The following is a 24,829-nucleotide window of genomic DNA, read 5'->3' on the forward strand; positions in this document are numbered from 1 at the left end:
TTGTCGTTTCCGGCCCGCTTCCGCGTCCCGGTGACGTGTTGAACTCTAGCGGATTCCGGGGCCAGTACAAAAACGCGTTTGTGCAGCGTGCTGCGGTACGTCCACTTCAGGACCTGGTCAGGGCATGGTCGGGACCCGGTCGGGGCCGCCTTCGGGGCGCCCGCTCTAGACTCGACTGCGTGCTCGACCTCCCTCCTCTCGCCCGCTTCGGCGACCTCGTCGCCACCGGTCTCGCCGATGTGACCAGCGATCCCGCCGCCCTTGACTCGTCGGGCTTCTGGGCCGTCCGTGCCGACTACGAGGGCGGGCTGGTGTGCGCGCGCTTCGACGACGTGCGCCGCGAGCCGGCGCCCACTCCCGTGTCGGGGGAGTGGCGCGGGCCGGCCGCCGACGGCTGGACGTCGTCCCTCGACCGCGCCGCGTACACCGCGGGCGTACGCCGTATCCGCGAGTACATCTCGACCGGCGAGGTCTACCAGGCGAACCTCTGCCGGGTGCTGTCCGCGCCCGTCGCGTCGGACGCCGATGTGGACGCGCTGACCGCGCTGCTGGCGCGCGGCAATCCGGCGCCGTACGCAGGAACGATTCGCCTGCCGGGGCACGGCGTGGAGATCGCGACCGCGTCCCCCGAACTCTTCCTCCGCCGCCACGGCCGGGTCGTCGAGTCCGGGCCGATCAAGGGCACCGGACGCACCGAGGCGGACCTCCTGGAGAAGGACTACGCCGAGAACGTGATGATCGTCGACCTGGTCCGCAACGACATCGGCCAGGTCTGCGCCACCGGCTCGGTCACCGTGCCCGATCTGTGCGTCGTCGAGAAGCACCCGGGGCTGGTCCACCTCGTCTCCACCGTGCGCGGCGAACTGCGCGAGGACACGGGCTGGCCGGAGCTGCTCACCGCCGCCTTCCCGCCCGGTTCCGTCACCGGCGCCCCCAAGTCCAGCGCCCTGCGGATCATCGACGAACTGGAAACCGCGCCACGCGGCCCGTACTGCGGGGGCATCGGCTGGGTCGACGCCGACCGGGGCACCGGCGAGCTGGCCGTCGGCATCCGTACCTTCTGGATCGACCGGGCCGCGGGCGAGCTTCGCTTCGGTACAGGGGCGGGCATCACCTGGGGGTCGGACCCCGAGGCGGAGTGGGGGGAGACCGAGCTGAAGGCCGCCAGACTGCTCGCGGTAGCGTCGGGAACGTACGAGGCGACTGGGAGGACCCCCAAGTGAAGATATGGCTCGACGGCGGGTTGTGGGACATCGACTCCGCCCGTGTCTCCGTCCTCGACCACGGACTGACCGTGGGCGACGGAGTCTTCGAGACCGCAAAGGCGGTCGACGGGCGCCCGTTCGCCCTGACCCGCCACCTCGACCGGCTCGCCCGTTCGGCGCGCGGTCTCGGACTGCCCGAGCCCGACCTCGACGAGGTGCGCCGTGCCTGTGCCGTCGTCCTGGACGCCAACCCGATGGCTCTCGGCAGACTGCGCATCACGTACACCGGTGGCCTCTCCCCGCTCGGCTCCGACCGCGGCGACCACGGTCCGACCCTCGTCGTCGCCCTCGGTGAGACCAAGCGGCGCGCGGACTCCACCGCCGTGATCACCGTCCCCTGGACCCGCAACGAGCGCGGCGCCCTCACCGGCCTGAAGACCACCTCGTACGCGGAGAACGTCGTCGCCCTCGCCCGCGCCCACGAACAGGGCGCCACCGAGGCCCTGTTCGCCAACACGGTGGGCCAACTCTGCGAGGGCACGGGCTCGAACGTCTTCGTCGTCCTCGACGGCGAGATCCACACCCCGCCGGTCGCCTCCGGCTGCCTCGCGGGCATCACCCGCGCGCTCGTCGTCGAGTGGACGGGCGCCCGGGAGACCGACCTGCCGCTGGACGTCCTGGAACGCGCCGACGAGGTCTTCCTGACGTCGAGCCTGCGTGACGTGCAGGCCGTGCACCGGGTCGACGCCCGCGAGCTCGGGGGTATGCCCGGCCCGGTGACGGCGAAGGCGATGCGGGTGTTCGACGAGCGGTCCGGGGCCGACCTGGATCCGTAGAAGCCGCCGACAAAAGCCGCCGATATTGGGCTGACCCGGCGGTCCGCAGCGGGTAGAACACCCTTGATGACCACCACCCTGCGGCCCAACGAGCCGCTCCAGCACGCCGCCGACGGAACGCGTTCGCGCCGCTACCAGGTGTGCGTGAACAGCCGTCCCGTCGGCGAGATACACCTCGGCACGCGCCCCGACCCCGGGTCCTCGGCCGCCCGGATCCTGGATCTGCGGATCGACGAACCGGACCGGCGGCGCGGCCGGGCGACGGTGGCCGCGCTCGCCGCCGAGGAGGTGGCCCGCGGCTGGGGCTGCCGGCGGATCGAGGCGACCGTCCCGGCCGACGCCGAGCCCGCGCTGCGCTTGACCCAGGCGCTCGGCTACGTCCTGCGCAACCGGGGCATGCGCAAGCCCCTCGACGGCACCCCGCCCGCACTGCCCGCGGGCAGTCGGGGCCGGCCCATGACCGAGGCCGAGTACGGGCCGTGGAAGGAGGCCGGGCTGGAGGGCTACGCACAGGACTGGATCACTCGCGGCGTGCCCGAGGCGGAGGCGTACGCGAAGGCCGCCTTGGACTACGAGCGGTGCCTGCCGCAGGGAGTGGCCTCCGCGAACAACCTGTGCAGCGTGCTGGAGCACGAGGGCACGAAAGTCGGCTCCCTGTGGCTGTGGCTGACCGACGACAGCGCCTTCGTGTACGACGTGGAGGCGGACGCCGCACACCGGGGCAAGGGACACGGCCGTACGCTCATGCTGCTGGCCGAGGCCCAGGCGGTGGCGGCCGGGAAGACCGCCATCGCGCTCAACGTCTTCGCGGGCAATGTCCGCGCCGAATGCCTCTACGAGTCCCTCGGCTACGAGACGACGGCCTACCACCTGTCCAAGCCACTGCTCTGACGGCTGTCGGGGGCGCCCGGTACTCAGGCGTCCCCGGCCAGCAGCCGGTCGGCGATCTCCTCGATCCGCTCGCGCAGCCCCGCCTGGCTCTTGCCGCCGTCGAGGCGCTCGCCGCCGATGACGTACGTGGGGGTGCCGGTCACGCCGATCGCCTTGCCCTCCGCCTGGTCGGCGTCGACGATCAGGATGTGCCGGCCGTCGATCAGCGCCGTGTCGAACTCCTCGGCGTCCAGGCCCAGTTCACGCGCCACCTCGACCAGGAACGGCTCGCCCGCCCTGTCCAGCTCCTCCACCCGGCCGAGCACGGCCTCGATGTACGGCCACGCCCTGCCCTGTTCCGTCGCCTCCTCGGCGGCCTGCGCGGCGGCGAAGGCGTGCTTGTGCTTCTCCAGCGGGAAGTGCCGCAGCCGTACGTCGAGCCGGTCGCCGTAGCGGGCCCGCAGCGCGCGGATGTCGTCGAGGGCGCTGCGGCAGTCGGGACACTGGAGTTCGCACCAGACGTCCAGGACGACGGCGGGCGGTACGGGGGAGGAGTCGCTCATGGGGATCAGTCTCCCAGCCCGGGCCGCACCCGCCGAATCGGCCGGGTCCGCCGAAGTGACCGGCTTCGCTGAAGTAGGGGCTGACCCCGAGACGACCCGGAGATGTCCCTGAGGTCTCTCTTGGCCATGGCATAACGGCCGCGCGGCGGTGCAGGATGGAAGGGACGAACCGACACCGCCCGACCGCGCACTGCCTGGAGGACCGGATGATTGCCGAGACAGTCTGTTCCGCCGTCTCCGCGGCCGGCCTGGGCATCGCCGCGATCACGGCGTATCGGAAGCGTTTCCTGAGGGCGACGCGTATCGCCGCCTACTCACTCGTGCCCCTCGGCCTGGTGATGACCGGAGTCGTCGAATGGCTGGCCGACACCGCCTTCAGCCCGGTCGCCTGGGCGGGATTCGGCGTGCTCGGCGCCGCCTGGTTCCTGTTCATGACCACGCGTGCCGTGGAGCGGCGCCGTGGAATCGCCGGCAAGGAGCGCAAGGCTGCGGGCGAGGCGTCCCACGCCGAGGCGATAGCCCCCGCCGCCTCGGCGCCGTCGCTGGGCCGGACCGCACGACCGGCGGCGCGCCCTGCTGCCGCACCCCGGGCGACGGATTCCGGGAAGTCCGGCGCGGACGACTTCAGCGACATCGAGGCGATCCTGAAGAAGCACGGCATCTGACCGCCGGGCATACGACCTTCTGAAACGACACAGTAGGTCGGGCGGCGACGCCGAAGTGATCACGTTCGCTCCGGACGATGTGGATATTGGCGAACTACCCGTCATTCGGGGTGGGTTGATCGCGCGGGGGGCGTCCCCTGCGCCATCATCGCCGCGAGATGTTGGATACAACACAGAGCGACACCACCGCCCCGCCCGAGGAGCGGCGAGGTTGTCTCTTCGCGCTCTCCCAGCCACCGCTGATGATCTTCCTAGCGGTGATCGGCTGCTTGCTGCTCATGGCGTCACTGCACGACCTGCTGATGCTCTGAGCCGTAAACGGAGCCCCTGACGCCACCCGTCGAGGGCTCCGTCAGCCCCGAGCGCGGGTTCTCGCCCGCATCTTCGCCTCAGCCTTCCCATTCGCTGTTCGCCTTCGTCGTCGACCGGCGATTCCTCAGCCGGCCGCCTCCTTGCGGCGTGCCCGGTAGGCGGCCACGTGGAGGCGGTTTCCGCAGGTGCGGCTGTCGCAGTAGCGGCGCGAGCGGTTGCGGGAGAGGTCGACGAAGGCGCGTCGGCAGTCGGGCGCCTCGCAGCGGCGCAGCCGCTCCTGTTCCCCGGCGACGACGAAGAAGGCGAGCGCCATGCCGCAGTCGGCCGCGAGATGGTCGGCGACGGAGGCGCCGGGCGCGAAGTAGTGCACGTGCCAGTCGTAGCCGTCGTGGTTCGTGAGCCGGGGCGTGGTGCCCGCGGCGGCGATCAGGTCGTTGATGACCGTTGCGGCCGAGCCCGGATCAGGGGCCGCGAAGACCTCGGCGAACCTCCCGCGAACCTTGCGCACGGCCGCGAGATCGAACTCCGACAGCGCGCCGACATCGCTGACCTCGTGGTTTCGTACGAAGTCGTCGAGCGACGCGACATCCGTGAGCCCGTCCGGCGCCGTGTCGTTCTCCGGCGCGGTGTTCACCAGATCCACCACGGTGTCGAGAGCACACCGGGTGTCGTGGGTGATCAGCACGTTTCGCTCCCTGGCCTGCGGCCGGTCGGGCGGACGCCCGCCGATGCAGGCCGATGGTAGTGGCTCCCACGAAGGGAGCACCGATTCCGGCCGCCGCAGCCGCGGCCGACCACCGGCCTTATCCAGCCGGGGGGCATGCCGCCGGTGCGGCTGCCCACCCACCCGTCCTGGCTGCGCCCACCCGTGCCGCCGGGGATGGCTGCCCGCCCACCACGTCCCGGCTGCGGGCAATCGTGCCGCAGGCGGCCGCCCACCCACCGCGTCCTGGCTGCGGGCACCCGTGCCGTCGGGGGCTGCCCCCCCCACCCGTTCCAACTGCGGGCACCCGTGCCGCTGGGGCGGCACGGGTGGGCGCAGCGGCGCCTCGTGACCGCCGAGCTGTGGAACGTCCCTACGGGCGCCCGCAGCCAAGGGCGGTATCCACGCTCGGGGCCGGAGCAGCGACGTACCCCCCGCTCGCATGGCGACGCCGCCCCCGCGGAACTCCGCGGGGGCGGCGTCGATCGGTCGGCCTGAGCCGTATCGGGTTGTCTTGGCCCGAGCCGTCTCCCCGAGTGGACGGCGCCGGGCGGCTCTGTGGGCCCTCGCCCTAGCTTTCCGCCAGGATGTGTGAGAGCTCCTGATCGAGGTCGAAGTGCCGGTGCTCCGTGCCGGGCGGCACGGCGGCGTCTGTGCGCTTCAGGAAGGACTCCAGGGCCCGCGCCGGGGCTTCGAGCAGGGCCTCGCCCTCCGGAGAGCTCAGGGCGATGCACACGACGCCCTGACCATGGCTGCGCGACGGCCAGACGCGGACGTCGCCGGTGCCGGTGGGCCGGTGCAGGCCCTCGGCGAGGAGGTCGCGGGCGAACACCCACTCGACCGTTTCCTCCGCTCCGGTGTGGAAGGTGGCGTGCACGGCGTAGGGATCGGCCGTGTCATACCGCAGTCCCGCGGGAACAGGCAGTGAGGACTCGCTCGACACAACGAGGCGCAGGTGCAGCTCGCAGCTGACCGTGGTGTTCATAAGCGCCAAGGCCTTTCGCTCAGTGTGCGCTCGGGGATTCGCACGTCGGCGAAATCGACATGCCACCTACGGTGCCGTTGTAAACCCCTCTGGGGGTTTTGCGTCGCTTTTGGTAGCTCATCCGGCCGAGACCGACTTCGGAGGGTACGACCATTCCGGTGACGGGTTTCTCTCCGGTAGGGTTTGGCCGTATGGACACGGGGAGTCACGGAACGGGCGAGGTCGGCGTGGCGGCCGACGGAACGAAGAGCGAGACCAACGTAACGAACAGTGAGGCCGAGGTGGCGGAGAACGAAGCGCCGCTCGGGTCTCGTGCGCCGGAATTCGTCAAGGCGCGCCGGATGCTGCACCTGAGCTGGCAGGTGGCCGTCTTCATCATCGGGCTCGCGGTGGTCGTCGCGGGCGTGATCATGCTGCCGCTGCCCGGGCCCGGCTGGGTCGTGATCTTCGGCGGCATGGCGATCTGGGCGACCGAATTCGTCTGGGCCCAGCTGGTCCTCCGCTGGACCAAGCGGAAGGTCACCGAAGCCACCCAGCGTGCCCTCGACCCGAAGGTCCGGCGCCGCAACATCATTCTGACGTCGGTCGGCCTGGTGATCATCGCCGTCCTCGTCGGCATCTACGTCTGGAAGTTCGGCTTCGAGATGCCCTGGAACATCAAGGACCAGTGATCCCGGGCGGGGCGGCGTCGCCTGGATGGTGAACGTGGTCGGAGCCACCCCCTGACATGGGGTAATCTTCTTCCTGCGTCCGGGCGATTAGCTCAGTGGGAGAGCGCTTCGTTCACACCGAAGAGGTCACTGGTTCGAACCCAGTATCGCCCACCGGTCGACAGCGACCCGGTCCACGGAAACCGTGGACCGGGTCGTTTTTTCGTCCCATTGGAACCGGCCTCGGGCCGCTGCTTCCCCCCGCCCGGACCCACTGAATACGGGCAGATGGCGGCCGTCCGTCGGCCGGTGCCCCACCCTCGACGCCCGCCCGCCGTGCTGTCCCCGCGTGGCTGCCCCCGTGTCCGCCGGCCCTCTCCCTGATCTCACGCTCGGTCGGACCGGCGCGCGCTCCGAGCGCCGTTCGGCAGCGTTCGCCCAGCCGCCCCCCTGACTCCTTTCGGCCGTGCTTCAACTCCCTCCAGCGGTCCCCAACGCGTTCGACCCGTCGACAGCAACTCCCCTACCTGCGCGTTCACTTGACGGCTGATCACCACACCGGCCTCGCGGCCCCACGCGGCCACCCCTTCGCTTTCCATCAATTCCTGTCCGAATCATTGACGTCTCCTGAGTGCCTACGTAACTTGTGCCAGCAAGCGCTTACTTGAAACGATTCATGGGGCGGACGCGGCGTCGCGGGGAGGCTCAACCATGCAGCAGGACAGGAATGTTGAGAGGCGGACGATCCTCAAGGCGGCCGGAGCCTCACTGGCCGTCGCCGGGCTGGGGGCGACCGCCACGGCCTGCGGTGGCGGCAGCGGCACGGGGGACGGGACGGTGACGATCCGTTACGCCTGGTGGGGTGCCGAGGACCGCGCGGAGCGCATCAAGAAGACCATCGCGCTATTCGAGAAGAAGTACCCGAAGATCAAGGTGAAGACGGACTTCCAGCCCTACCTCGACTTCTGGAAGAAGTTCAACACCCAGGCCTCCGGTGGAAATCCGCCGGACGTCTTCCAGAATGCCATCGGATTCCTGCGCAAATACGACGCCAAGAATGTGCTGCTCGATCTCGGCGCCCAGGTCGAGGCGGGCAACCTCTCGATGGACGGATTCAGAGCGGGTCTCGAGAAGTTCGGCGAGATCGACGGCAAGCTTCTCGGGGTTCCGGTCGGCTCCAACTCGATGGCCCTGGTGATCGACAAGCCCGTCTACACCAAGGCGGGTGTGACGCCGGAGCAGGGCTGGACCTGGGACGACTACGACGCGGCGATGAAGAAGATCCGCGACAAGACGGGCCGCGCCGGCGACACCGGCCCTTACAACGTCATGTACCTCTACGACCTCTACCTGCGCCAGAACGGCAAGGCGTTCTTCACCGAGGGCGGGCTCGGCTTCACCGAGGCGGACCTGAAGACCTGGTGGGCGAAGGCCGAGAAGGCGGTCGAGGAGGGCCTCTACGCCAACCAGAAGAAGGTCGCCCAGATCAAACCCAAGTCGGCGGTCGCCGCGGAACTCGCCGGTGGCGAGTTCACCTGGGACAACTTCACCGTCCGCTACACCTCCGAGGGCAAGAGCGAGTACGGCCTGGCTCCCATCCCGACGACGGACGGCAAGAAGACCGGCCAGTACCTCGGCTCCCTCATGCTCAGCGCGTCCAAGCGCACGCAGCACCCCAAGGAAGTCGCCCAGTTCATCGACTTCATGGTGCACGAGCCCGAGGTCGCCAAGATCATGGGCTACGACCGTGGCGTGCCCGCGACGCAGGCCCAGTACGACGCGTTCAAGCCGACCGATCCGGTCAACAAGGCGATTGCCGAGTACGAGGAGTCCCTTGTCGAGGCGGGTGTCCTGGAACCCATCACCCCGCACCCGAACGGCGCGGACATCTGTGAGGCAGCGTTCCTGCGCATCGGTGAGGAAGTCGGGCTGGGCAAGCGGTCGGTGGACGACGCCGTCAAGCAGTTCTTCACCGAGTCGAAGACGGCTCTCGGCGCCTGATGGGAACCACCGTGACTCACGCCCCTGCGACGGAGGGCCTGTCCAAGGACAAGGGCTCCGAGCCGCGGCACGGTCCGGTCACGCCCCCGCGCCCCGCCGCCCTCAAGCGGCGGGGCCGCCGGGAGAGCCTGGCCGGCTTTCTCTTCATGTCCCCGTGGATCGCCGGCTTCCTGCTGCTGACAGCGGGCCCGATGATCGCCTCGCTCTACTTCGCCTTCACCGACTACAACCTGTTCGACCCGCCGAAGTGGATCGGCCTCGACAACTTCTCCGAGATGTTCGCCGACGAGCGCTGGCGTCACTCGGTGCGCGTGACGCTCTGGTACGTCGTCGTCGGTACGCCGCTCAAGCTGATCGCGGCCCTCGGTGTGGCGCTGCTGCTGGCCCAGAAACGGCGCGGGCAGGCCTTCTACCGTGCCGCTTTCTACGCTCCGTCGCTGATCGGGGCCAGTGTCTCCATCGCCATCGTCTGGAAGGCGATCTTCTCCGACGACGCGATCGTGGACCGTACGCAGAAGATCTTCGGGGTGGATGTCGGCGGCTGGAGCGGCGACCCCGACATGATCATCTATAGCCTGGTGGCGCTCACCGTCTGGCAGTTCGGCGCGCCCATGGTCATCTTCCTCGCGGGCCTCAAGCAGGTCCCGCGTGAGTTGTACGAGGCCGCCGAGGTCGACGGTGCGGGCACATGGCGGCGGTTCTGGAACATCACCCTGCCGATGATTTCCCCGGTTCTCTTCTTCAACGTCCTGCTGGAGACGATCCACTCCTTCCAGATCTTCAGTTCGGCGTACATCGTCGGTGGCGGCGCCGGTGGCAACGCCTGCGGTCCGGCGGACGGTTCGATGGTCTATACCTGTTACTTGTATGTCCAGGGCTTCGAGAACAGCCGGATGGGTCTGGCCTCCGCGATGGCCTGGCTGTTGCTGGTCGCGGTCGCCCTGGTGACGGCGGTGCTGTTCTGGTCCCAGAAGCGCTGGGTGCACTACGAGGAGAGTGCCTGATGAGCGCACAGGCCACCGAGATCGCCCCGCACCCGTCCACGAAGGCCGGTGCCCTACGGCGCCGGCTGCCCGGTTCACTCGCCTGGCACATCGGGTCCCTGCTCATCCTCGCGGTGATCCTCTACCCGGTGCTCTGGGTCGTCGGCGGCTCCTTCAAGAAGAGCGAGGACATCGTCGGCAGCCTGGACCTTTTCCCCGGCGACCCGATCATCGCGAACTACACCCGCCTCGCCGACGGCATCGCCGACATCCCGATCTCCACGTTCTTCCTCAACTCGCTGACGCTCGCCGTCGGTTCGGTGATCGGGATCCTGGTGTCCTGCTCGCTGACCGCGTACGCCTTCGCGAAGATCAGGTTCGCGGGCCGCAATCTGCTCTTCACCCTGATGATCGGCACTCTCCTGTTGCCCTACCACGTGCTGCTGATCCCGCAGTACGTGCTGTTCCGCAACATGGACATGATCGACACGTACACCCCGCTCCTGCTCCCGAAGTACCTGGCGACGGAGGCGTTCTTCGTCTTCCTGATGGTGCAGTTCATGCGGAACCTGCCCAAGGAACTCGACGAGGCGGCCCGGCTCGACGGCTGCGGCCACTTCCGGATCTACTGGTCGATCGTGCTGCCGCTGTGCCGGCCCGCGCTCATCACCAGCGCGATCTTCACCTTCATCAACGCCTGGAACGACTTCATGGGCCCGCTGATCTATGTGAATACGCCCGACAAGTACACGGTCTCGCTCGGCCTGAAGATGTTCGTGGACCAAGACGCCGTGGCCAACTACGGCGGAATGATCGCCATGTCGATGGTCGCCCTGCTGCCGGTGCTGGCCTTCTTCCTGGCCTTCCAGCGGTACCTGATCGACGGTATGGCCACGTCGGGCCTGAAGGGCTGAGGTGAACTGATCATGGCCCAGGCCCGCGCGAAGGCCGCCACCAAGGAACGCGGCGAGTCCCCGCTCGCCGAGCGGTTCGCGCTGTTCGCCGAGTGCCTGCTCACCGGGGTGTGGATCGCGGTGGCCTCGCTGCCGCTGGTGACGTACCCCGCGGCGTTCGCCGCCGGCTCCCGGCATCTGAGGCGCCGTACGTCCCATGTGGGCGGCGGCTGGCGGGAGTTCGCCGCCGACTTCCGGAAGGCGGTGCGCGGCGGCTGGCTCGTCGGGCTCGCCGGGTGGGCGGCGCTCGCGGCGGTGTGGGTGGACGTCCAGGCCGTACGGGCCGGGATCCCGGGCGGGCCGTTCGTCGGCGCCGTCGGGATCCTCGCGCTGATCGGCGCCGCCGTGGCAGGGCTGCGCGCGGCGGCCGTCTGGGAACCCGGCACCCGTTGGCGGACCCTGCTCGGCGCGGCCGGGCGGCGGACCGTGCTCGACCCCGCCGGGTCCTTCCTGCTCGTCGGCGGACTGGCCGTCGTGGCCTGCTCCGCCTGGTTCGTCGCGCCGCTGGCGGTCCCGGTGCTCGGGGCCGTCGCGGCGGCGGCCGTCGCCGTGGAGGAACGTCACCGGCGCCGCTGACCGGCGGTGCCCGCGACGCAAGGCCGGCGCCCTGGGCGTCGTACCTCTCTCTGTCATGCCCCTGACCACCACCCATGCCCCTGACCATCACCCCCGCACGCAAGACTTCCCGTACGGAAAGGAAAGGTCATGTCCCCCATCGACCGCAGGTCCCTCCTCAAGGCGGCCGCCGTCGCCGGAGTCGCCACCCAGTTCAGCTGGGCACTCGGCTCGAACGCGCAGGCCGCACCAAGAGCCGAGGCCGCGGAGGCGGACCCGGTGACCCTGGACTGGCTGGAGGACGGCGGACTCGGCGCCGCCCCCGGGTCCACCGTGGGCGTGCCGTGGCCGAAGGGCGCGTACGAGAAGGAACAGTCGTTCTCTTTGACGGACGCAGACGGCAAGTCCGTGCCAGTCCAGTCCTGGCCCATCGGCTACTGGCCCGACGGCTCGGTGAAGTGGACCGCGCACGCGGTCGGCGCGGGCGCCGGCTCCGGCAAGCTCACCCTCGCCGCCGGCACCCCCGCCGCGCCGGAGAAGAAGGTCACCGTCGACAAGAGCGGCGGCACCATCGACGTGTCGACCGGCGTCATCACCGCGAAGATCGGCAAGAGCGGCTCGACGCTCGTGAAGTCGGTGCTGCGCGGCTCCACCGAGGTCGCCCACACCGGCCGTCTCGTACTGCTGCGCCAGCCCGAGATCGAGGACGGCGACCAGGGCACGGCCAAGTACGAGCGGTTCGAGAGCGTCATCGGCGAGGTCGAGGTCGAGCAGGAGGGCCCGGTGCGTGCCGTGGTCCGTATCGACGGCAAGCACCGCAAGGGCAGCAGGAGTTGGCTGCCGTTCTCCATCCGGCTCTACTTCTACGCGGGCGCGGAATCGTTCCGCATGGTGCACACCATCACCTTCGACGGCACCCAGGAGCCGGGCAAGGCCAGCGGCGACTTCGTCCGCGGCATCGGTGTCCGCTTCAAGGTCCCGATGCGCGACGCCGCGTACGACCGGCACATCCGCATCGGCGGTGAGGGCACCGGTCTGCTGCGCGAGGCCGTCAAGGGCGTCACCGGGCTGCGCCGCGACCCCGGCGCGGCCGTGCGCACCGCCCAGTTCGAGGGCAAGAAGCTGCCCGACCCGTCCACCTGGGACCAGCGGGTCACCACCCGTCTCCAGTACATCCCCGAGTGGGGCGACTACACCCTCTCGCAGCTCTCCGCCGACGGTTTCGGCGTCCGCAAGCGCACCAAGAAGGGCCACGGCTGGATCCCGGCCGGCGGCGGTCGGCGGGCCAGCGGCTTCGGGTACGTCGGCGGCGCGAGCGGCGGATTCGCCTTCGGCCTCAGGGACTTCTGGGAGAAGTTTCCTGCCCAGCTCGACATCCGCGACGCCCAGACCGACGAGGCCGAGGTCACCCTCTGGCTCTGGTCGCCCGAGGCACAGCCCATGGACCTGCGCTTCTACCACGACGGCATGGGCCAGGACACCTACCCCGAACAGCTCGAAGGTCTCAACATCACCTACGAGGACTACGAGCCCGGCTTCGGCACCCCCTACGGCATCGCCCGCACCAGCGAACTCCTCTTCTGGGCCCACGAGTCCACACCCGGCGCCGAGGCCATGGCCAAGCAGGTCGAGGCCGTCCGCACCCCGGCACAGCTCGCCGCCCCGCCCAAGCAGCTCATCAAGGCGGGCGTCTTCGGCAAGCTGTTCTCCGAGCCGGACCGCTCCACCGCCGCCAAGGCCAAGATCGAGGACCACCTCGACTTCCTCTTCACCTACTACAAGGACCAGGTGGAGATGCGACGTTGGTACGGCTTCTGGGACTACGGCGACATCATGCACAGCTACGACCCCAGCCGCCACCAGTGGTGCTACGACGTCGGCGGCTACGCCTGGGACAACTCCGAGCTCTCGCCCGACCTGTGGCTCTGGTTCGCGTACATGCGCTCAGGCCGCGCCGACATCTTCCGCTTCGCCGAGGCCATGACCCGTCACACCGGCGAGGTCGACGTCTACCACCTCGGCAAGTGGGCCGGCCTCGGCACCCGTCACGGCGTCCAGCACTACGCCGACAGCGCCAAGCAGCAGCGCATCGCCAACACCACCTACCGTCGCTACTACTACTTCCTCACCGCCGACGAACGCGTCGGCGACCTCATGCACGCCAACGTGGACTCCGACGAGACGTTCCTCGTCCTCGACCCCATCCGCAAGATCCGCACCGAGCCCTACACCCCCGACCGCAACGCCCTGTCCATCGGCTTCGGCACCGACTGGTCCGGCCTGGTGTCGGCGTGGCTCACCGAGTGGGAGCGGCGCGGCCCCAAGTGGGAGAAGGCCAAGGCGCGCGTCCTGTCCACCATGGAGACGATCGCCGCCCAGCCCAACGGCTTCGTCCAGGGCAACGGGCTGTACGACCTGGACACCGGGAAGTTCGCCGTCGCGGACAAACCCGTGGTCGGGGTCTCGCATCTGTCGGCGATGTTCGGCCTGGTCGAGATGTGTGCGGAGCTCATCGACCAGATCGACATGCCGAAGTTCAAGGAGGCGTGGCTCGACTACTGCCGTTACTTCAACGCCACGAAGGCCGAACAGGCCGCCCGTTACGGCACCAACTTCGGAACCCTGCTGCTCTTCCAGGGGCACTCGCGCCAGGACGCCTACGCCGCCGTGCAGTTGAAGGACGACAAGTTGGCTGCGCGTGCGTGGCGGCAGTTCTACAACAGCGCCGACACCTGGGACTACAAGGAGTCGACCGACTGGTCCACGAAGAAGATCGAGGGGCCGACGGCTCTGGTGCCGGGCAGCGAGTCGGCGTGGGTGTCGACCAACGCGACGGCGCTTTATGGGTTGGCGGCGATCCAGAACCTGGCGTTGGTGGGCGACAAGATGCCGTGACGCTCCGCTGGGTTTGGGGGGTTTGGGTTGTGGGGAACCGCGGGTCCGTTGTGGCTGGGCGCGCAGTTCCCCGCGCCCCCTCAGCTCAGCTTGTCGAACATGTTCCGCACCCTCCGTGCGTCGCGCAGGCGCTGCTCGTACGTCGCGCCCGCCGCCAGCAGGACCAGGCCCGCCAGGGCGGGAGGGACCCAACGGGGCAGGGCGTCCACCACCTGGGCGATGTACGGGGCGAGTTCGTGCAGGGTGACCAGCGTGAGCGTGGCGCCGCCGAGCAGGAGCGGGGACTGGAGGCGGTGGTGGGCGCCCAGGAAGGTCACGGTGAGGGCGGCCAGGCCGAGGAGGAGGGGGCGGAGCCAGTGTTCGTCGCCCCAGGCCGCGACCAGGCTCGGGCCCAGGGTTGCGGCGAGACCCGGGGCGTACGCCGTCCATGACGAGACCGTCGTGTCCCGGCGGCGCCTGAGGAAGCCGACGACCAGTGCCGGGACCGTGATCGGCAGGGTGTACGCCTCCGGGTCCTCGACGTTCCAGGCCACCAGGCGCACCCAACTGGCCAGTACGAAGAGTGCGGCGGCCGCGTAGCCGATGGCGCGGCGGTCCGGTCGTACGGCCGTGCCCGCGGTGATGACGCCGCAGAGTGCGAGGGCCAGGGACAGCAGGGGCGGGTCGGTGGCCGCGAGACCGATGGCCAGGAAGCCGGCGGCGGCGCCGGTCGCCTCGACCGGGATCGTCATGGGGGAGTCGGCGAGGCGTGCCGCGAGCAGGGCGGCGGCGGCCGGGACCGTGAGGACCAGCAGGGCCGTGTGCTGCGGCTCCCAGCCGGCGGACGCGCCGATCGCGCAGGTGAGGGCGGTGGCGTACACCAGGGACGCGGGTGCGGTGAGGGGGCCGAAGGCCGTGCGCCAGGCCGCGAGGGCGAAGAGGACGGTCGAGGCGGCCAGTACCGCGAGGGTCGCCGGTTCGGAGGGCAGGGCGAGGAAGGCGAGGTTCAGGGAGGTGACGAGGGCCAGGAGGGCACCGGTGAGGGGCAAGGGCGCCCGGAGCGGCTCGGTCGCCGCCGGCCGTGGGTATCCCGCGAACACCAGTGCTGCCACAACCACGGCTCCCTGCGTCACCATCCCCACCGCATAGGGGAGTTCGAGCACCGCCGAGAGCACGAGGACCATCGCCCACGTCAGCGTCAGGGCGCCGGTCAGCGCCGGGGTCCGCCAGGACACGGTGCGCCCGGCCAGGGCCAGCACCCCGGCCACGACGGCCAGCACCAGGGGCACGGTCGCCGTGTTCGGCGGCCACGGCAGGTCGACGGTCACAGCCGCCCGGGCGTCCGCGGGCGCGCCGGACCAGATCCGCCCGACCCAGCCGGCAGGGCCCAGCAGCGTGACGGCGAGGGCGGGCACGGTGGTGAGCAGGGCGAGCCCCTGGACGGCGGTGGAGGCTTGGACGAGGCCTTGGCGCACAGGGTCGGGCACCCGGGTCCGTACGACCGCCAACAGTGCGACCCCGCACAGCAGATAACCGGGGACCGTCCACGCGTCGGGCAGTACCGACCGCGCCATCCCGCCGAGCGCCGCCACGGCGAGCAGGCCGCCGGTCAGCGCGGTACCCAGGGCCGCGGCCGGCTTCGGAGCGAGCCACGCGGTCGTCAGGGCGATCGCGGCGGCGAGGGCGAGGAGCGCCGCCGCCCGTGCGGCGGCGCTCGGGCCCGCGGCGGCCCAGGAGAGCCACCCGGCCGTCAGAACACCCCCGGCACCCCAGCCGAACGCGCCGACCATGGCGACGATCCGTACCGGCGTGATATGCGCCCGGAGCGCGACAGCGGTGTCGGCCGCGGCGGTCACCAGCAGTACTGCCGTGACCATGTGCGAACCTGCGTCCGCCGCCAACGACCAGAGAATTAGGGGGAGTTGGGCGGCGATGAGAGAGAGGGGGAGGGGCAGGCTGAGCGGCGTGTACGTGACCGCCGGGCGCCCCTGCGCATCACCGGAGACCTTGCCGAGCCCCAGGCCGTACGCCGCCCACACCACCGCCAGTACAGCCGTCGCGACCGCCGCGTACCCCGTGCCGTCCGCGTCCGTGAGCGCGGCCTCGTGCAGGGCGTACGCGTCCAGGACCGTCAGCGCCAGGCCGAGGCCTGCCACCGCCTCGGCGGTGGAGCGCAGCCCGTGGCGGAGCAGCGCCACGGGCGTGCCGAGCGCCGCCAGTGTCACCGCGCTGAGGACCATCGCCCGACCGGCGATCCCTATCTGTCCCCAGCTGACCAGCGTGAACGCGATCGCCGCGACGGTCAGCAGGACGCCGCCGAGGACCAGCAGCACGTTCTGGACACTGGGCGCCGATGCCTCGGGGCGGCGTGCGGGCGGCCCGGCGGACGCGGAGGGCCGCACGGGAGTCTGCCCGTGCAGGGCGTGGATCAGCCAGGCGCGCCGGGCCAGCAAGAAGGTGCGGCGGGCGTCGAGTTGCCGCAGTTCGGAGTCGAGGACCCGCAACTCCTCGGCCGGGGACGGAAAATGCGTCATGTCCCGGAGTGTGGTCCGCGTCACGCCGTACGACATGAGTGCGGATACTCAGGGACGTACTCAGATCGCGCACAGATCGGCTCTGAGCAGGCAGAATTCACTCATGGACTGGTGCCTTTACCGTTTCCGCAGCCTCTGGGCCCTGCCCGCGCCACCCGCCGCCGTGTACGACGTCCTCCAGCGGGCCGAGGACTACCCGCGCTGGTGGCCCCAGGTGCGCGAGGTGATCCGGATCGACGACGCCAGCGGCACCATCCGGATCCGGTCCATGCTGCCGTACGACCTCGCCTTCACCGCGCGGGAGGTGCGCAACGACCCGGCTGCCGGGATCCTGGAGATCGAGATGACCGGCGACCTGGACGGCTGGGCCCGCTGGACGCTCACAGCCGACGGCACCGGCACCCGCGCGCGCTACGACCAGGAGGTCGTCGTCAGCAAGCCCTTGATGCGGCGGCTCGCCGTACCGGGACGGCCCGTGTTCCGCGCCAACCACGCGCTGATGATGCGGGCGGGGCGGCGGGGGCTCCTCGCGTACCTCGCGGGCCCCGGGCAAGCGGTTTGAACCAGAGCCGTCGGGACCTGTATTGTTCAGTGCGTTCCCGGGCGATTAGCTCAGTGGGAGAGCGCTTCGTTCACACCGAAGAGGTCACTGGTTCGAACCCAGTATCGCCCACCGGGTAAGGCCGGTCCGCAAGAGCGGACCGGCTTTTTTCATGCCGCGGCCGGCAGGTCCGGGCGCAGTGGCCACGCCGGGTCCACCGCCTCCTCCGAGCCGCTGCGCGCGAACCACGCCTGCAGACCGCGCGCCTGCGCCGCGTGCCACACGGCCTGCAGCGTGTGCAGTTCTGCGGGGGAGAGGCGTTCGAGACGGGCAGCGAAACGGCGCCCCACCGCGCGTACGACGTCCATCGCGGCCTGCGCGTCGGCCGCCGCGTCGTGCGCCCCGTCCAGGACCACCTCGTAGTGCGCGCACAGGTCGGTCAGGGTACGGCGGCCCTTGCGGTAGCGGTCCAGATGCTTGTCCAGGACCCGTGGATCGAGGACCTGCAACGGCGTCGTCTCGAACCAGTGGTCCAGGGGCGAGGCGCGGTGGCGGCGCAACTCGCGGTCCAGCAGCGTCAGATCGAACGGTGCGTTCATCACGACCAGGGGGCGGCCGCGCGCCGTCTGCTCGGCCAGCGCCCTGGCTATCTCCTCCATCACCGGCGCGGGCCAGCGGCCCTCGCGCTGCAGATGCTCATCCGTCAGCCCGTGCACCGCCGTCGCCGCCTCCGGCACCGGCACGCCCGGGTTCACCAGCCACCGGGTCACCCGGGGGCGGGTGCCCGGCGCGTCCTGGACGACGACGGCGGCCGACACGATCCGGTCGGTCTCGACGTCCACACCCGTGGTCTCCGTGTCGAACGCCGCCAAGGGCCCCTCGTACCAACACGTCATGTGTCCACAACTCCTCGTTCACCCACGGCAGCTGACGCCCCGTCTTCTGCCCGTTTGGTGATACCCGGGCTGTTTGCGCCGTACGCCGGGAGGAGACAACAGAAGTGCGGGTCTGCGCAGTTCAGGGGCTCGACACGAGGACACACCTGATTCGGAAGGCTGTTGGCCATGGCCATAGCGCAGCCCGAGCGGGGCGGGCTGCTGCCCGAGCACGCGACCTCGCATCGCGGCTCCCTCGCCACCACCGCCTGCATGGAGACCCTGCAGGTGGGCTACTTGCACGCCGTCGCGGCCGCCGCCGGCTGCTCGCTCTCCCAGCCCTTTCCGGACAACGGCATCGACTGGCACGTCAGCCACGGCTCACCCGGCCACACGGTCGACGACGAGGTCACCATCAAGGTCCAGCTCAAGGCCACCTACCAGATCACGCCGAACCCTCCGGGCCGCTTCTTCTCCTTCACGCTCGACAACGACCACCTGGCGAAGCTCGCCCGCACACCCGTCTCGGTGCACAAGATCCTGGTCGTGATGATCGTCCCGAGGTCGCGGGAACAGTGGCTGCGGGCCGGCCACGACCGGCTCGACCTGCGGCACTGCTGCTACTGGGTCAACCTCGCCGGACACCCGATCACCGGTCGGCGCCGCACCAACGTGCGCATACCGACCTCACGCATATTCGACGACCGAGCGCTCTGCGAGATCATGACGCGGGTCGGAACGGGAGGAAGGCCGTGACCCACCGCCCCACCGACGACGGCGACTTCGTACGCCGTCCCATCGACCAACCCGTACGCCCGGTACGGCCCCACCCCGTCGAGCCCACCACCTGGACCCAGCCGCCCGACCCCGCCCAGGTCGACCCCGCCGTCCTCGGCGCCCTGCTGCACCGCCACGGCTGGCAGCGGCGCGGCGGAGCCGCCGGACGCTACGGCCGATGGACCCCACCGGGGCCCGGCGGCAGGGGCATGAGCCTGCTCGTGCCGGAGAACCGGGCCTTCCCCGACAGCGACGACCTGCTCGGCGAGGCGCTCATGGCCCTCTCCCGCAGCGGATCACCGGCCGCCCGTGACGTACTGGTCGGCCTCGCCGTGCCCAGCGACGAGATCCACTGGTGGCGGGACGTACCGACCGGACCCGCGGGCACCGCCTCCTGGGCCGTCGAGGACCAGCTGCGCTCGGCCGCCCGCCAGATGCTCCTCGCGGCGGCCCTGGCCACACGCGCGCGCGCCGGTTACTACGGCGCCCGGCACCGCCGCCCCGCCGCCGCACAGCTCGACGGCGTCCTCGTCGGAGCCGCCCCCGGCGGCCGCCGCCTCACCGCCTTCGTCCCCGTCGACACCGGCCGCCCCCTCGCCGTACGCCTCCACCAGGCCCTGTACGCCGCCCGCGAGGCCATCGACTACCAGCGCGCCACCGGCGGCATGGACGCCTTCGACGGCGCCGTCGAAGCCGGGGTCAGCCATGAGCTGACCGAGGCCCTCGTCGCCCTCGTCCGGGGCACCGAGGGCGCCCGCATCGCCATCGAGTGGGCGCCCGCCGCCCCGGTCCCCGAGGGCGGCGCGACACCGGCCGAGCCCGTCGAGTTCTCGCCCGGCGACCTGCCCGTCCTGCGCGAGGCCGGGGCCCGCTATCTGCGCGAGGAGCCCTCCATGCCGGTACGGATCACCGGGGCCGTCGTACGGATGCGCCGGTCGGGGCCGCGCGGGGAGGGGACCGTACGGCTGCGGGTCATCGCCGGGGCCGAGGTACCGCACGTCCGCATGACCCTGGACGAGGAGTCGTACCGGATCGCGGGCCAGGCCCATCTCGTCGGACTGCCGGTCCGGGTCTACGGCCGGCTGGAGAGCCGGGGCGGCTTCCGGCGCCTCGCGGACGCCGGCGGGGTCGCGCCCGTGCAGGTCGACGACGCCGAGCGGGACCGGCTGATGAAGTCCCTCCAGGAGAACCTCGACTTCTTCGAGGAGGCCTGCGGAGGGGAGTGAGGTATCTGTTTCGCGAGGAGGACCCCGGGCTCGGTACGATCCTTCCCAATGGCCTAAGCCGTAGCAGATGCCCAGGCCGCCCCTTCAGGTAGGAGAATCCGGTGTCCGACGTCCGTGTGATCATCCAACGCGATTCCGAGCGGGAAGAGCGCGTGGTGACGACGGGCACTACGGCCGCCGACCTCTTCTCCGGCGAGCGCACCGTCGTCGCGGCCCGGGTGGCCGGCGAGCTCAAGGACCTTGCGTACGAGGTGAAGGACGGCGAGACCGTCGAGGGCGTGGAGATCTCCTCCGAGGACGGCCTGGGCATCCTGCGCCACTCCACCGCGCACGTCCTGGCCCAGGCCGTGCAGGAGCTGTTCCCGGAGGCCAAGCTGGGCATCGGGCCGCCGGTCAAGGACGGGTTCTACTACGACTTCGACGTGGCCGAGCCGTTCACCCCCGAGGACCTCAAGCGCATCGAGAAGAAGATGCAGGAGATCCAGAAGCGGGGCCAGCGCTTCGCGCGCCGGGTCACCAACGACGAGGACGCCCGCGTCGAGCTGGCCGACGAGCCGTACAAGCTGGAGCTGATCGGCCTCAAGGGCAACGCGGCGAACGCGGCCGAGGGCGCGGACGCCGAGGTCGGCGCCGGTGAGCTCACCATCTACGACAACCTCGACGCCAAGACCGGCGAGCTGTGCTGGAAGGACCTCTGCCGCGGTCCCCACCTGCCCACCACCCGGAACATCCCGGCGTTCAAGCTGATGCGCTCGGCCGCCGCCTACTGGCGCGGCAGCGAGAAGAACCCGCAGCTCCAGCGCATCTACGGCACCGCCTGGCCGTCGAAGGACGAACTGAAGGCGTACCTCGACTTCCTCGTCGAGGCCGAGAAGCGCGACCACCGCAAGCTGGGCGCCGAGCTCGACCTGTTCTCCATCCCGGAGGAGCTGGGCTCCGGCCTCGCCGTCTTCCACCCCAAGGGCGGCATCGTCCGCCGGGAGATGGAGAACTACTCGCGTCAGAAGCACGAGGACGCGGACTACGAGTTCGTGAACACCCCGCACATCTCGAAGGAGCAGCTCTTCGAGACCTCGGGCCACCTGCCGCACTACTCGGACGGCATGTTCCCGCCCCTGGAGTTCGACGGGCAGAACTACCGCCTCAAGGCGATGAACTGCCCCATGCACAACCTGATCTTCAAGGCGCGCGGCCGCTCCTACCGCGAACTGCCCCTCAGGCTCTTCGAGTTCGGCACGGTCTACCGCTACGAGAAGTCCGGCGTCGTCCACGGCCTGACCCGCGCCCGCGGCTTCACCCAGGACGACTCGCACATCTACTGCACCAAGGAGCAGATGGCGGGCGAGCTGGACTCCCTGCTCACCTTCGTCCTGGACCTGCTGCGCGACTACGGCCTGAGCGACTTCGAGCTGGAGCTGTCCACCCGTGACGACTCCCCGAAGTTCATCGGCACGGACGAGGAATGGGAGGAGGCCACCGAGGCGCTCCGCCAGGCGGCCGAGAAGCAGGGCCTGCCGCTCGTGCCCGACCCGGGTGGCGCCGCGTACTACGGCCCGAAGATCTCCGTCCAGGCCAAGGACGCGATCGGCCGCTCCTGGCAGATGTCCACCATCCAGGTCGACTTCCAGCAGCCCAAGCGGTTCCAGCTGGAGTACACCGCGGCGGACGGCTCCAAGCAGCAGCCGGTCATGATCCACCGCGCGCTGTTCGGCTCGATCGAGCGGTTCTTCGCGGTGCTCCTGGAGCACTACGCGGGCGCGTTCCCGGCGTGGCTCGCCCCCGTACAGGCCCTCGGCATCCCGATCGGCGACGCGCATGTGCCTTACCTGGCGGAGTTCGCCAAGAAGGCCAAGGCCGCCGGCCTGCGCGTCGACGTCGACTCCTCCTCCGACCGCATGCAGAAGAAGATCCGCAACGCCCAGAAGGCCAAGGTGCCCTTCATGGTCATCGCGGGCGACGAGGACATGGCGGCCGGCGCCGTCTCCTTCCGCTACCGCGACGGCTCCCAGGAGAACGGCATCCCGGTCGACGAGGCCATCGCGAAGATCGTGAAGGTTGTGGAGGACCGGGTCCAGATCTGAGGCGCATCCACGCGTCCGCGTGAGAGGAGGCCCCCAGGGAGATCAGTTCCCCGGGGGCCTCCGCGAAACAGGGCCGGGCGTGGGCGTCCCGCCCCGGCACCCGGCGACACGCCGGGAACGGGCGAAGTCATATGCTGCACCACATGACGAGTGAGCCGGAGCAGCAGATCGGAGTGGGGACGCAGGACGCGTTCCAGCGCCTGTGGACGCCCCATCGGATGGCGTACATCCAGGGCGAGAACAAGCCGACCGGTCCCGGGGCGGACGACGGCTGCCCGTTCTGCTCGATCCCGGCGAAATCGGATGAGGACGGCCTGATCATCAGGCGTGGGGAGCACGTCTACGCGGTGCTCAACCTCTACCCGTACAACGGCGGGCACCTCATGGTCGTGCCCTACCGCCACGTCGCCGACTACACCGACCTCACCGGCCCGGAGACGGCCGAGCTGGCCGAGCTGACCAAGCAGTCCATGACGGCCCTGCGCACCGCCTCCGGCGCGCACGGCTTCAACATCGGCATGAACCAGGGCACCGTCGCCGGCGCCGGCATCGCCGCCCACCTCCACCAGCACATCGTTCCCCGCTGGGGCGGCGACACCAACTTCATGCCGGTTGTCGGCCACACCAGGATCCTTCCCCAACTCCTGGCCGACACAAGGAAGATGCTGGCGGACGCGTGGCCTACGGCCTGACTGCCTGAGGCCGTTCGGCTGCGGGTGCGGCAAAAGCACGGGGCGCAGCCCCTGCTTTTTAGGGGCGCGGGGAACTGCGCGACCAGCCCCCACTCACCCGCAAACGCCCGACAACCCCCACGCACCCGCCCCGCCAAAGCGAGCGCAGCGCTCACGCCTCGTAGAGGTCGGCCTTGCGCGGCATCGGATCCTGCACAGCCCCACTGAGGAACCCCGCCCGCGCACCGAACTGCTCCGTGTCCACGCCGTTGTCCTGGAGCACCTTGATCGCCGCGGTGTGCACCACCCGCAGCACGGGCGTGGCCGCCCGCAACGCGTCGTCCGCCATGAACCGGTGCCGCCACGGCTGGTCGGCCCAGGCGTGGCGCAGCCCGAACGGTTCCGGCAGGGCCATGGAGCCGCCGAGCCAGTTGAGCAGCGGCGGGTACCAGGTCAGCGGGGCGCGCGCGGCGAGCCGTACGACCTCGTCGGTCTCGACCAGCGGGAGCTTCACCTTCCGGGTCTCCCAGAACTTGAGCGCCTTCTGGACGTCCTTCTCCTTGGCCGCCGGCTTGGTCGTGAACAGACCGTGCACCGGCCCCAGCGCATGGCCGGTCACCTCGATGCGCAGTGTCTGGTGCAGGACGGTGACCGTGACCAGCATGGTGATCACCAACTGGCCGTCCCAGAGCGTCCATTGGACACCCAGGTAGTGCCGGTTGCCGCTGCCGAAGTGCTGCTTGTTGCAGATCTCCTGTATGGCGTGGGTCTTGTACTGGTACGCGTCCACGTCGGTGCCCTCGGGCCGGGCCACGGCGGCGGCGCCCTCACCGATGGGGCTGACGATCCAGTGCTTGATGGAAGGGACTGTGAAACCACCGGTGTTGAGAGGCGTGCGCTCCAGCATGCGCAGCTGGTCGTGGATGGACCGTATGACGTCCCAGCTGCGGAAGGGGTGGATCTCCTTGCCGGGGTCGGCCGGCACCAGCTCCTCGGCGAGCTGCCAGCTGCCCCAGCGGGTGCCCATGCCGAGGATGCCCTTGGGACCGGCGTAGAAGACGAGGTTGGACCGCTGCTCGGCGCTGAGCCGGGCGAGCTCCTTGCGCAGCTGCTCGGCCTTGGTCTCGCCGGGGCTGCCGGGCACGGCTTCGGGGATCTTGGCCCCGAGACCACCGCCGGACAACAGGGCCTCCCAGCGTTCCCGCAGGTCCCTGGCGGTGCGTTCGCAGATCTGCTTGGCCCAGAACCAGCCGACGACGGGGAGCACGATGCACGCGCGCGCGTACCAGGCCCAGAAGCCGGTGAACGGCGTGTTGAGCAGGAAGATCACGGCGAGGGCGCCGACGGCGACCAGCAGTGTGGTGGCGAGGGCACCGGCCCGCTTGTCCTCGCGCTTGGCGACCGTGGTGCGGATCTGGAAGACCAGCAGCCAGAGCAGGAGTCCGGGCAGGAAGAGCAGCCCGCACAGCACCATGATCGCCGACAGCCAGTTGTCGCGCTCCCGGCGGATGTTGATCGCCGCGAGGGCGTGCTCGACGACGACCTGGGGCTCCATGCCGAAGGACTGGATGAGCGGCTTGCGGCCCGCGCCGACCATGCGGTCCCGCACGGCCAGGGAGAACGCCTCCCCGAGGTTCGGCTTGAAGATCGTCGCCCACTTGCGGCCCGGCTTGAACGTGGACTTGTGCCAGTCGTTGTTGGCCTTGAGGATCTCCTCGACCTCGTTGTCCCGGTAGGCCGCGGACGCCAGGGCGTACGTCGCCGCCGTCTGTCCCGCGGTGCCTGTCAGCGGCACCTGTGCCCCGGGAGTGAAATCGAATCCGTCCGCCACTGCCGCCCCCATCGCCGCACACTCGCTCCTGCGGCTCTTCCCGACTTCCGTGCTCCGCACACCTGTTGATCAGGTCATGACCCGATCTGGGCCTGATCAAGCCACACTTGTCGATCAGGTGATCAGCGTATCCGCAGC

Annotated in this window: 22 protein-coding genes and 2 tRNA genes; 18 read left to right on the forward strand and 6 right to left on the reverse strand. The window is 70.1% G+C overall.

The genetic code is table 11. The annotated features are described in order from the left end of the window. The first annotated feature begins 179 nt into the window (after window positions 1–179). From F3T56_RS22805 to F3T56_RS22815, 3 genes are all read left to right on the forward strand, one after another. Window positions 180–1,223 carry a chorismate-binding protein gene (locus F3T56_RS22805; RefSeq protein WP_149827229.1) on the forward strand — a complete coding sequence of 348 codons (1,044 nt, stop codon included), beginning with the start codon at window positions 180–182 and terminating at the stop codon, window positions 1,221–1,223. Continuing rightward, complete coding sequence (locus F3T56_RS22810; protein WP_149827230.1) at window positions 1,220–2,041, forward strand: aminotransferase class IV; 822 nt, start codon at window positions 1,220–1,222, stop codon at window positions 2,039–2,041. The genes F3T56_RS22805 and F3T56_RS22810 overlap by 4 nt, the downstream gene beginning before the upstream one ends. A gap of 66 nt (window positions 2,042–2,107) precedes the next feature. Further along, entirely contained in the window at window positions 2,108–2,932 is an 825-nt protein-coding gene (locus F3T56_RS22815) for a GNAT family N-acetyltransferase (RefSeq protein ID WP_149827231.1), read from the forward strand. 23 nt (window positions 2,933–2,955) lie between these two features. Here F3T56_RS22815 and F3T56_RS22820 read toward each other — a convergent pair whose 3' ends face one another. Beyond that, window positions 2,956–3,474, reverse strand: a complete 519-nt coding sequence (locus tag F3T56_RS22820; protein WP_149827232.1) for a DsbA family protein — start codon at window positions 3,472–3,474, stop codon at window positions 2,956–2,958. Window positions 3,475–3,680: 206 nt separating this feature from the next. Between F3T56_RS22820 and F3T56_RS22825 the strand changes: the two genes are divergently transcribed. Next, complete coding sequence (locus tag F3T56_RS22825; RefSeq protein ID WP_149827233.1) at window positions 3,681–4,139, forward strand: hypothetical protein; 459 nt, start codon at window positions 3,681–3,683, stop codon at window positions 4,137–4,139. A 158-nt stretch (window positions 4,140–4,297) separates the two neighbouring features. Beyond that, complete coding sequence (locus F3T56_RS46315) at window positions 4,298–4,450, forward strand: hypothetical protein (protein WP_172639080.1); 153 nt, start codon at window positions 4,298–4,300, stop codon at window positions 4,448–4,450. A gap of 125 nt (window positions 4,451–4,575) precedes the next feature. On the opposite strand, the gene F3T56_RS22830 is transcribed toward F3T56_RS46315, so the two are convergent. Then, window positions 4,576–5,136, reverse strand: a complete 561-nt coding sequence (locus tag F3T56_RS22830) for a CGNR zinc finger domain-containing protein (protein WP_149827234.1) — start codon at window positions 5,134–5,136, stop codon at window positions 4,576–4,578. A gap of 589 nt (window positions 5,137–5,725) precedes the next feature. Continuing rightward, window positions 5,726–6,139, reverse strand: a complete 414-nt coding sequence (locus F3T56_RS22835; RefSeq protein WP_004002642.1) for an SsgA family sporulation/cell division regulator — start codon at window positions 6,137–6,139, stop codon at window positions 5,726–5,728. 191 nt (window positions 6,140–6,330) lie between these two features. Here F3T56_RS22835 and F3T56_RS22840 point away from each other — a divergent pair, with 191 nt between their 5' ends. The 7 genes from F3T56_RS22840 to F3T56_RS22870 all read left to right on the forward strand — a co-directional run bounded on the left by F3T56_RS22840 (window position 6,331) and on the right by F3T56_RS22870 (window position 14,176). After that, the gene (locus tag F3T56_RS22840; RefSeq protein ID WP_149827235.1) at window positions 6,331–6,810 is read left to right on the forward strand and encodes a TIGR02611 family protein; all 480 of its coding nucleotides are present in this window, start codon (window positions 6,331–6,333) and stop codon (window positions 6,808–6,810) included. An 81-nt stretch (window positions 6,811–6,891) separates the two neighbouring features. Next, window positions 6,892–6,963, forward strand: a tRNA-Val gene (locus tag F3T56_RS22845). A gap of 537 nt (window positions 6,964–7,500) precedes the next feature. Next, the gene (locus F3T56_RS22850; RefSeq protein WP_149827236.1) at window positions 7,501–8,790 is read left to right on the forward strand and encodes an ABC transporter substrate-binding protein; all 1,290 of its coding nucleotides are present in this window, start codon (window positions 7,501–7,503) and stop codon (window positions 8,788–8,790) included. Further along, window positions 8,790–9,794: a carbohydrate ABC transporter permease gene (locus F3T56_RS22855; RefSeq protein ID WP_172639081.1), complete on the forward strand. Its 1,005-nt coding sequence runs from the start codon at window positions 8,790–8,792 to the stop codon at window positions 9,792–9,794. Before F3T56_RS22850 ends, F3T56_RS22855 begins: the two co-directional genes overlap by 1 nt. After that, the gene (locus F3T56_RS22860; RefSeq protein WP_149827238.1) at window positions 9,794–10,687 is read left to right on the forward strand and encodes a carbohydrate ABC transporter permease; all 894 of its coding nucleotides are present in this window, start codon (window positions 9,794–9,796) and stop codon (window positions 10,685–10,687) included. The genes F3T56_RS22855 and F3T56_RS22860 overlap by 1 nt, the downstream gene beginning before the upstream one ends. A 12-nt stretch (window positions 10,688–10,699) precedes the next feature. Then, the gene (locus F3T56_RS22865; RefSeq protein ID WP_149827239.1) at window positions 10,700–11,302 is read left to right on the forward strand and encodes a hypothetical protein; all 603 of its coding nucleotides are present in this window, start codon (window positions 10,700–10,702) and stop codon (window positions 11,300–11,302) included. A 129-nt stretch (window positions 11,303–11,431) separates the two neighbouring features. Next, the gene (locus F3T56_RS22870; protein WP_149827240.1) at window positions 11,432–14,176 is read left to right on the forward strand and encodes an exo-rhamnogalacturonan lyase family protein; all 2,745 of its coding nucleotides are present in this window, start codon (window positions 11,432–11,434) and stop codon (window positions 14,174–14,176) included. A gap of 80 nt (window positions 14,177–14,256) precedes the next feature. On the opposite strand, the gene F3T56_RS22875 is transcribed toward F3T56_RS22870, so the two are convergent. Next, the gene (locus F3T56_RS22875; RefSeq protein ID WP_149827241.1) at window positions 14,257–16,725 is read right to left on the reverse strand and encodes an SCO7613 C-terminal domain-containing membrane protein; all 2,469 of its coding nucleotides are present in this window, start codon (window positions 16,723–16,725) and stop codon (window positions 14,257–14,259) included. Between the two features lie 67 nt (window positions 16,726–16,792). Between F3T56_RS22875 and F3T56_RS22880 the strand changes: the two genes are divergently transcribed. Beyond that, a complete protein-coding gene (locus tag F3T56_RS22880; RefSeq protein ID WP_149827242.1) occupies window positions 16,793–17,251 on the forward strand; it encodes an SRPBCC family protein in 459 nt (152 codons plus the stop codon). Between the two features lie 39 nt (window positions 17,252–17,290). Next, window positions 17,291–17,362: transfer RNA gene (locus F3T56_RS22885), tRNA-Val, on the forward strand. 38 nt (window positions 17,363–17,400) lie between these two features. Here F3T56_RS22885 and F3T56_RS22890 read toward each other — a convergent pair. Next, window positions 17,401–18,126 (reverse strand): 3'-5' exonuclease, encoded by a 726-nt coding sequence (locus tag F3T56_RS22890; RefSeq protein ID WP_149827243.1) that lies wholly within the window; start codon window positions 18,124–18,126, stop codon window positions 17,401–17,403. A 168-nt stretch (window positions 18,127–18,294) separates the two neighbouring features. Here F3T56_RS22890 and F3T56_RS22895 point away from each other — a divergent pair, with 168 nt between their 5' ends. The 4 genes from F3T56_RS22895 to F3T56_RS22910 all read left to right on the forward strand — a co-directional run bounded on the left by F3T56_RS22895 (window position 18,295) and on the right by F3T56_RS22910 (window position 22,881). Further along, the gene (locus tag F3T56_RS22895; RefSeq protein WP_149827244.1) at window positions 18,295–18,861 is read left to right on the forward strand and encodes a DUF4365 domain-containing protein; all 567 of its coding nucleotides are present in this window, start codon (window positions 18,295–18,297) and stop codon (window positions 18,859–18,861) included. Continuing rightward, window positions 18,858–20,108, forward strand: a complete 1,251-nt coding sequence (locus tag F3T56_RS22900) for a hypothetical protein (protein ID WP_149827245.1) — start codon at window positions 18,858–18,860, stop codon at window positions 20,106–20,108. Before F3T56_RS22895 ends, F3T56_RS22900 begins: the two co-directional genes overlap by 4 nt. Before the next feature lie 101 nt (window positions 20,109–20,209). Further along, complete coding sequence (thrS, locus tag F3T56_RS22905; RefSeq protein WP_149827246.1) at window positions 20,210–22,189, forward strand: threonine--tRNA ligase; 1,980 nt, start codon at window positions 20,210–20,212, stop codon at window positions 22,187–22,189. A 143-nt stretch (window positions 22,190–22,332) separates the two neighbouring features. Continuing rightward, on the forward strand, window positions 22,333–22,881 hold the full coding sequence (locus F3T56_RS22910; RefSeq protein WP_246203771.1) for an HIT family protein: 549 nt from the start codon (window positions 22,333–22,335) through the stop codon (window positions 22,879–22,881). A 151-nt stretch (window positions 22,882–23,032) separates the two neighbouring features. Here the strand turns inward: F3T56_RS22910 and F3T56_RS22915 are convergent, their stop codons facing one another. Beyond that, window positions 23,033–24,703: a hypothetical protein gene (locus F3T56_RS22915; RefSeq protein ID WP_149827248.1), complete on the reverse strand. Its 1,671-nt coding sequence runs from the start codon at window positions 24,701–24,703 to the stop codon at window positions 23,033–23,035. Window positions 24,704–24,829 lie beyond the last annotated feature (126 nt).

This window comes from Streptomyces tailanensis (assembly GCF_008386495.1).
GTDB lineage: Bacteria > Actinomycetota > Actinomycetes > Streptomycetales > Streptomycetaceae > Streptomyces > Streptomyces tailanensis.

Excerpts from the sequence above, each read along its gene's own strand:
- F3T56_RS22820 (WP_149827232.1), bottom strand. The coding sequence starts at position 3,474 with ATGAGCGACTCCTCCCCCGTACCGCCCGCCGTCGTCCTGGACGTCTGG.
- F3T56_RS22875 (WP_149827241.1), bottom strand. The coding sequence starts at position 16,725 with ATGTCGTACGGCGTGACGCGGACCACACTCCGGGACATGACGCATTTT.
- F3T56_RS22865 (WP_149827239.1), top strand. The coding sequence starts at position 10,700 with ATGGCCCAGGCCCGCGCGAAGGCCGCCACCAAGGAACGCGGCGAGTCC.
- F3T56_RS22890 (WP_149827243.1), bottom strand. The coding sequence starts at position 18,126 with ATGACGTGTTGGTACGAGGGGCCCTTGGCGGCGTTCGACACGGAGACC.
- F3T56_RS22835 (WP_004002642.1), bottom strand. The coding sequence starts at position 6,139 with ATGAACACCACGGTCAGCTGCGAGCTGCACCTGCGCCTCGTTGTGTCG.
- F3T56_RS22870 (WP_149827240.1), top strand. The coding sequence starts at position 11,432 with ATGTCCCCCATCGACCGCAGGTCCCTCCTCAAGGCGGCCGCCGTCGCC.
- F3T56_RS22825 (WP_149827233.1), top strand. The coding sequence starts at position 3,681 with ATGATTGCCGAGACAGTCTGTTCCGCCGTCTCCGCGGCCGGCCTGGGC.
- F3T56_RS22860 (WP_149827238.1), top strand. The coding sequence starts at position 9,794 with ATGAGCGCACAGGCCACCGAGATCGCCCCGCACCCGTCCACGAAGGCC.
- F3T56_RS22915 (WP_149827248.1), bottom strand. The coding sequence starts at position 24,703 with ATGGGGGCGGCAGTGGCGGACGGATTCGATTTCACTCCCGGGGCACAG.
- F3T56_RS22840 (WP_149827235.1), top strand. The coding sequence starts at position 6,331 with ATGGACACGGGGAGTCACGGAACGGGCGAGGTCGGCGTGGCGGCCGAC.
- F3T56_RS22855 (WP_172639081.1), top strand. The coding sequence starts at position 8,790 with ATGGGAACCACCGTGACTCACGCCCCTGCGACGGAGGGCCTGTCCAAG.
- F3T56_RS46315 (WP_172639080.1), top strand. The coding sequence starts at position 4,298 with ATGTTGGATACAACACAGAGCGACACCACCGCCCCGCCCGAGGAGCGG.
- F3T56_RS22880 (WP_149827242.1), top strand. The coding sequence starts at position 16,793 with ATGGACTGGTGCCTTTACCGTTTCCGCAGCCTCTGGGCCCTGCCCGCG.
- F3T56_RS22815 (WP_149827231.1), top strand. The coding sequence starts at position 2,108 with ATGACCACCACCCTGCGGCCCAACGAGCCGCTCCAGCACGCCGCCGAC.
- F3T56_RS22850 (WP_149827236.1), top strand. The coding sequence starts at position 7,501 with ATGCAGCAGGACAGGAATGTTGAGAGGCGGACGATCCTCAAGGCGGCC.
- F3T56_RS22895 (WP_149827244.1), top strand. The coding sequence starts at position 18,295 with ATGGCCATAGCGCAGCCCGAGCGGGGCGGGCTGCTGCCCGAGCACGCG.
- F3T56_RS22910 (WP_246203771.1), top strand. The coding sequence starts at position 22,333 with ATGACGAGTGAGCCGGAGCAGCAGATCGGAGTGGGGACGCAGGACGCG.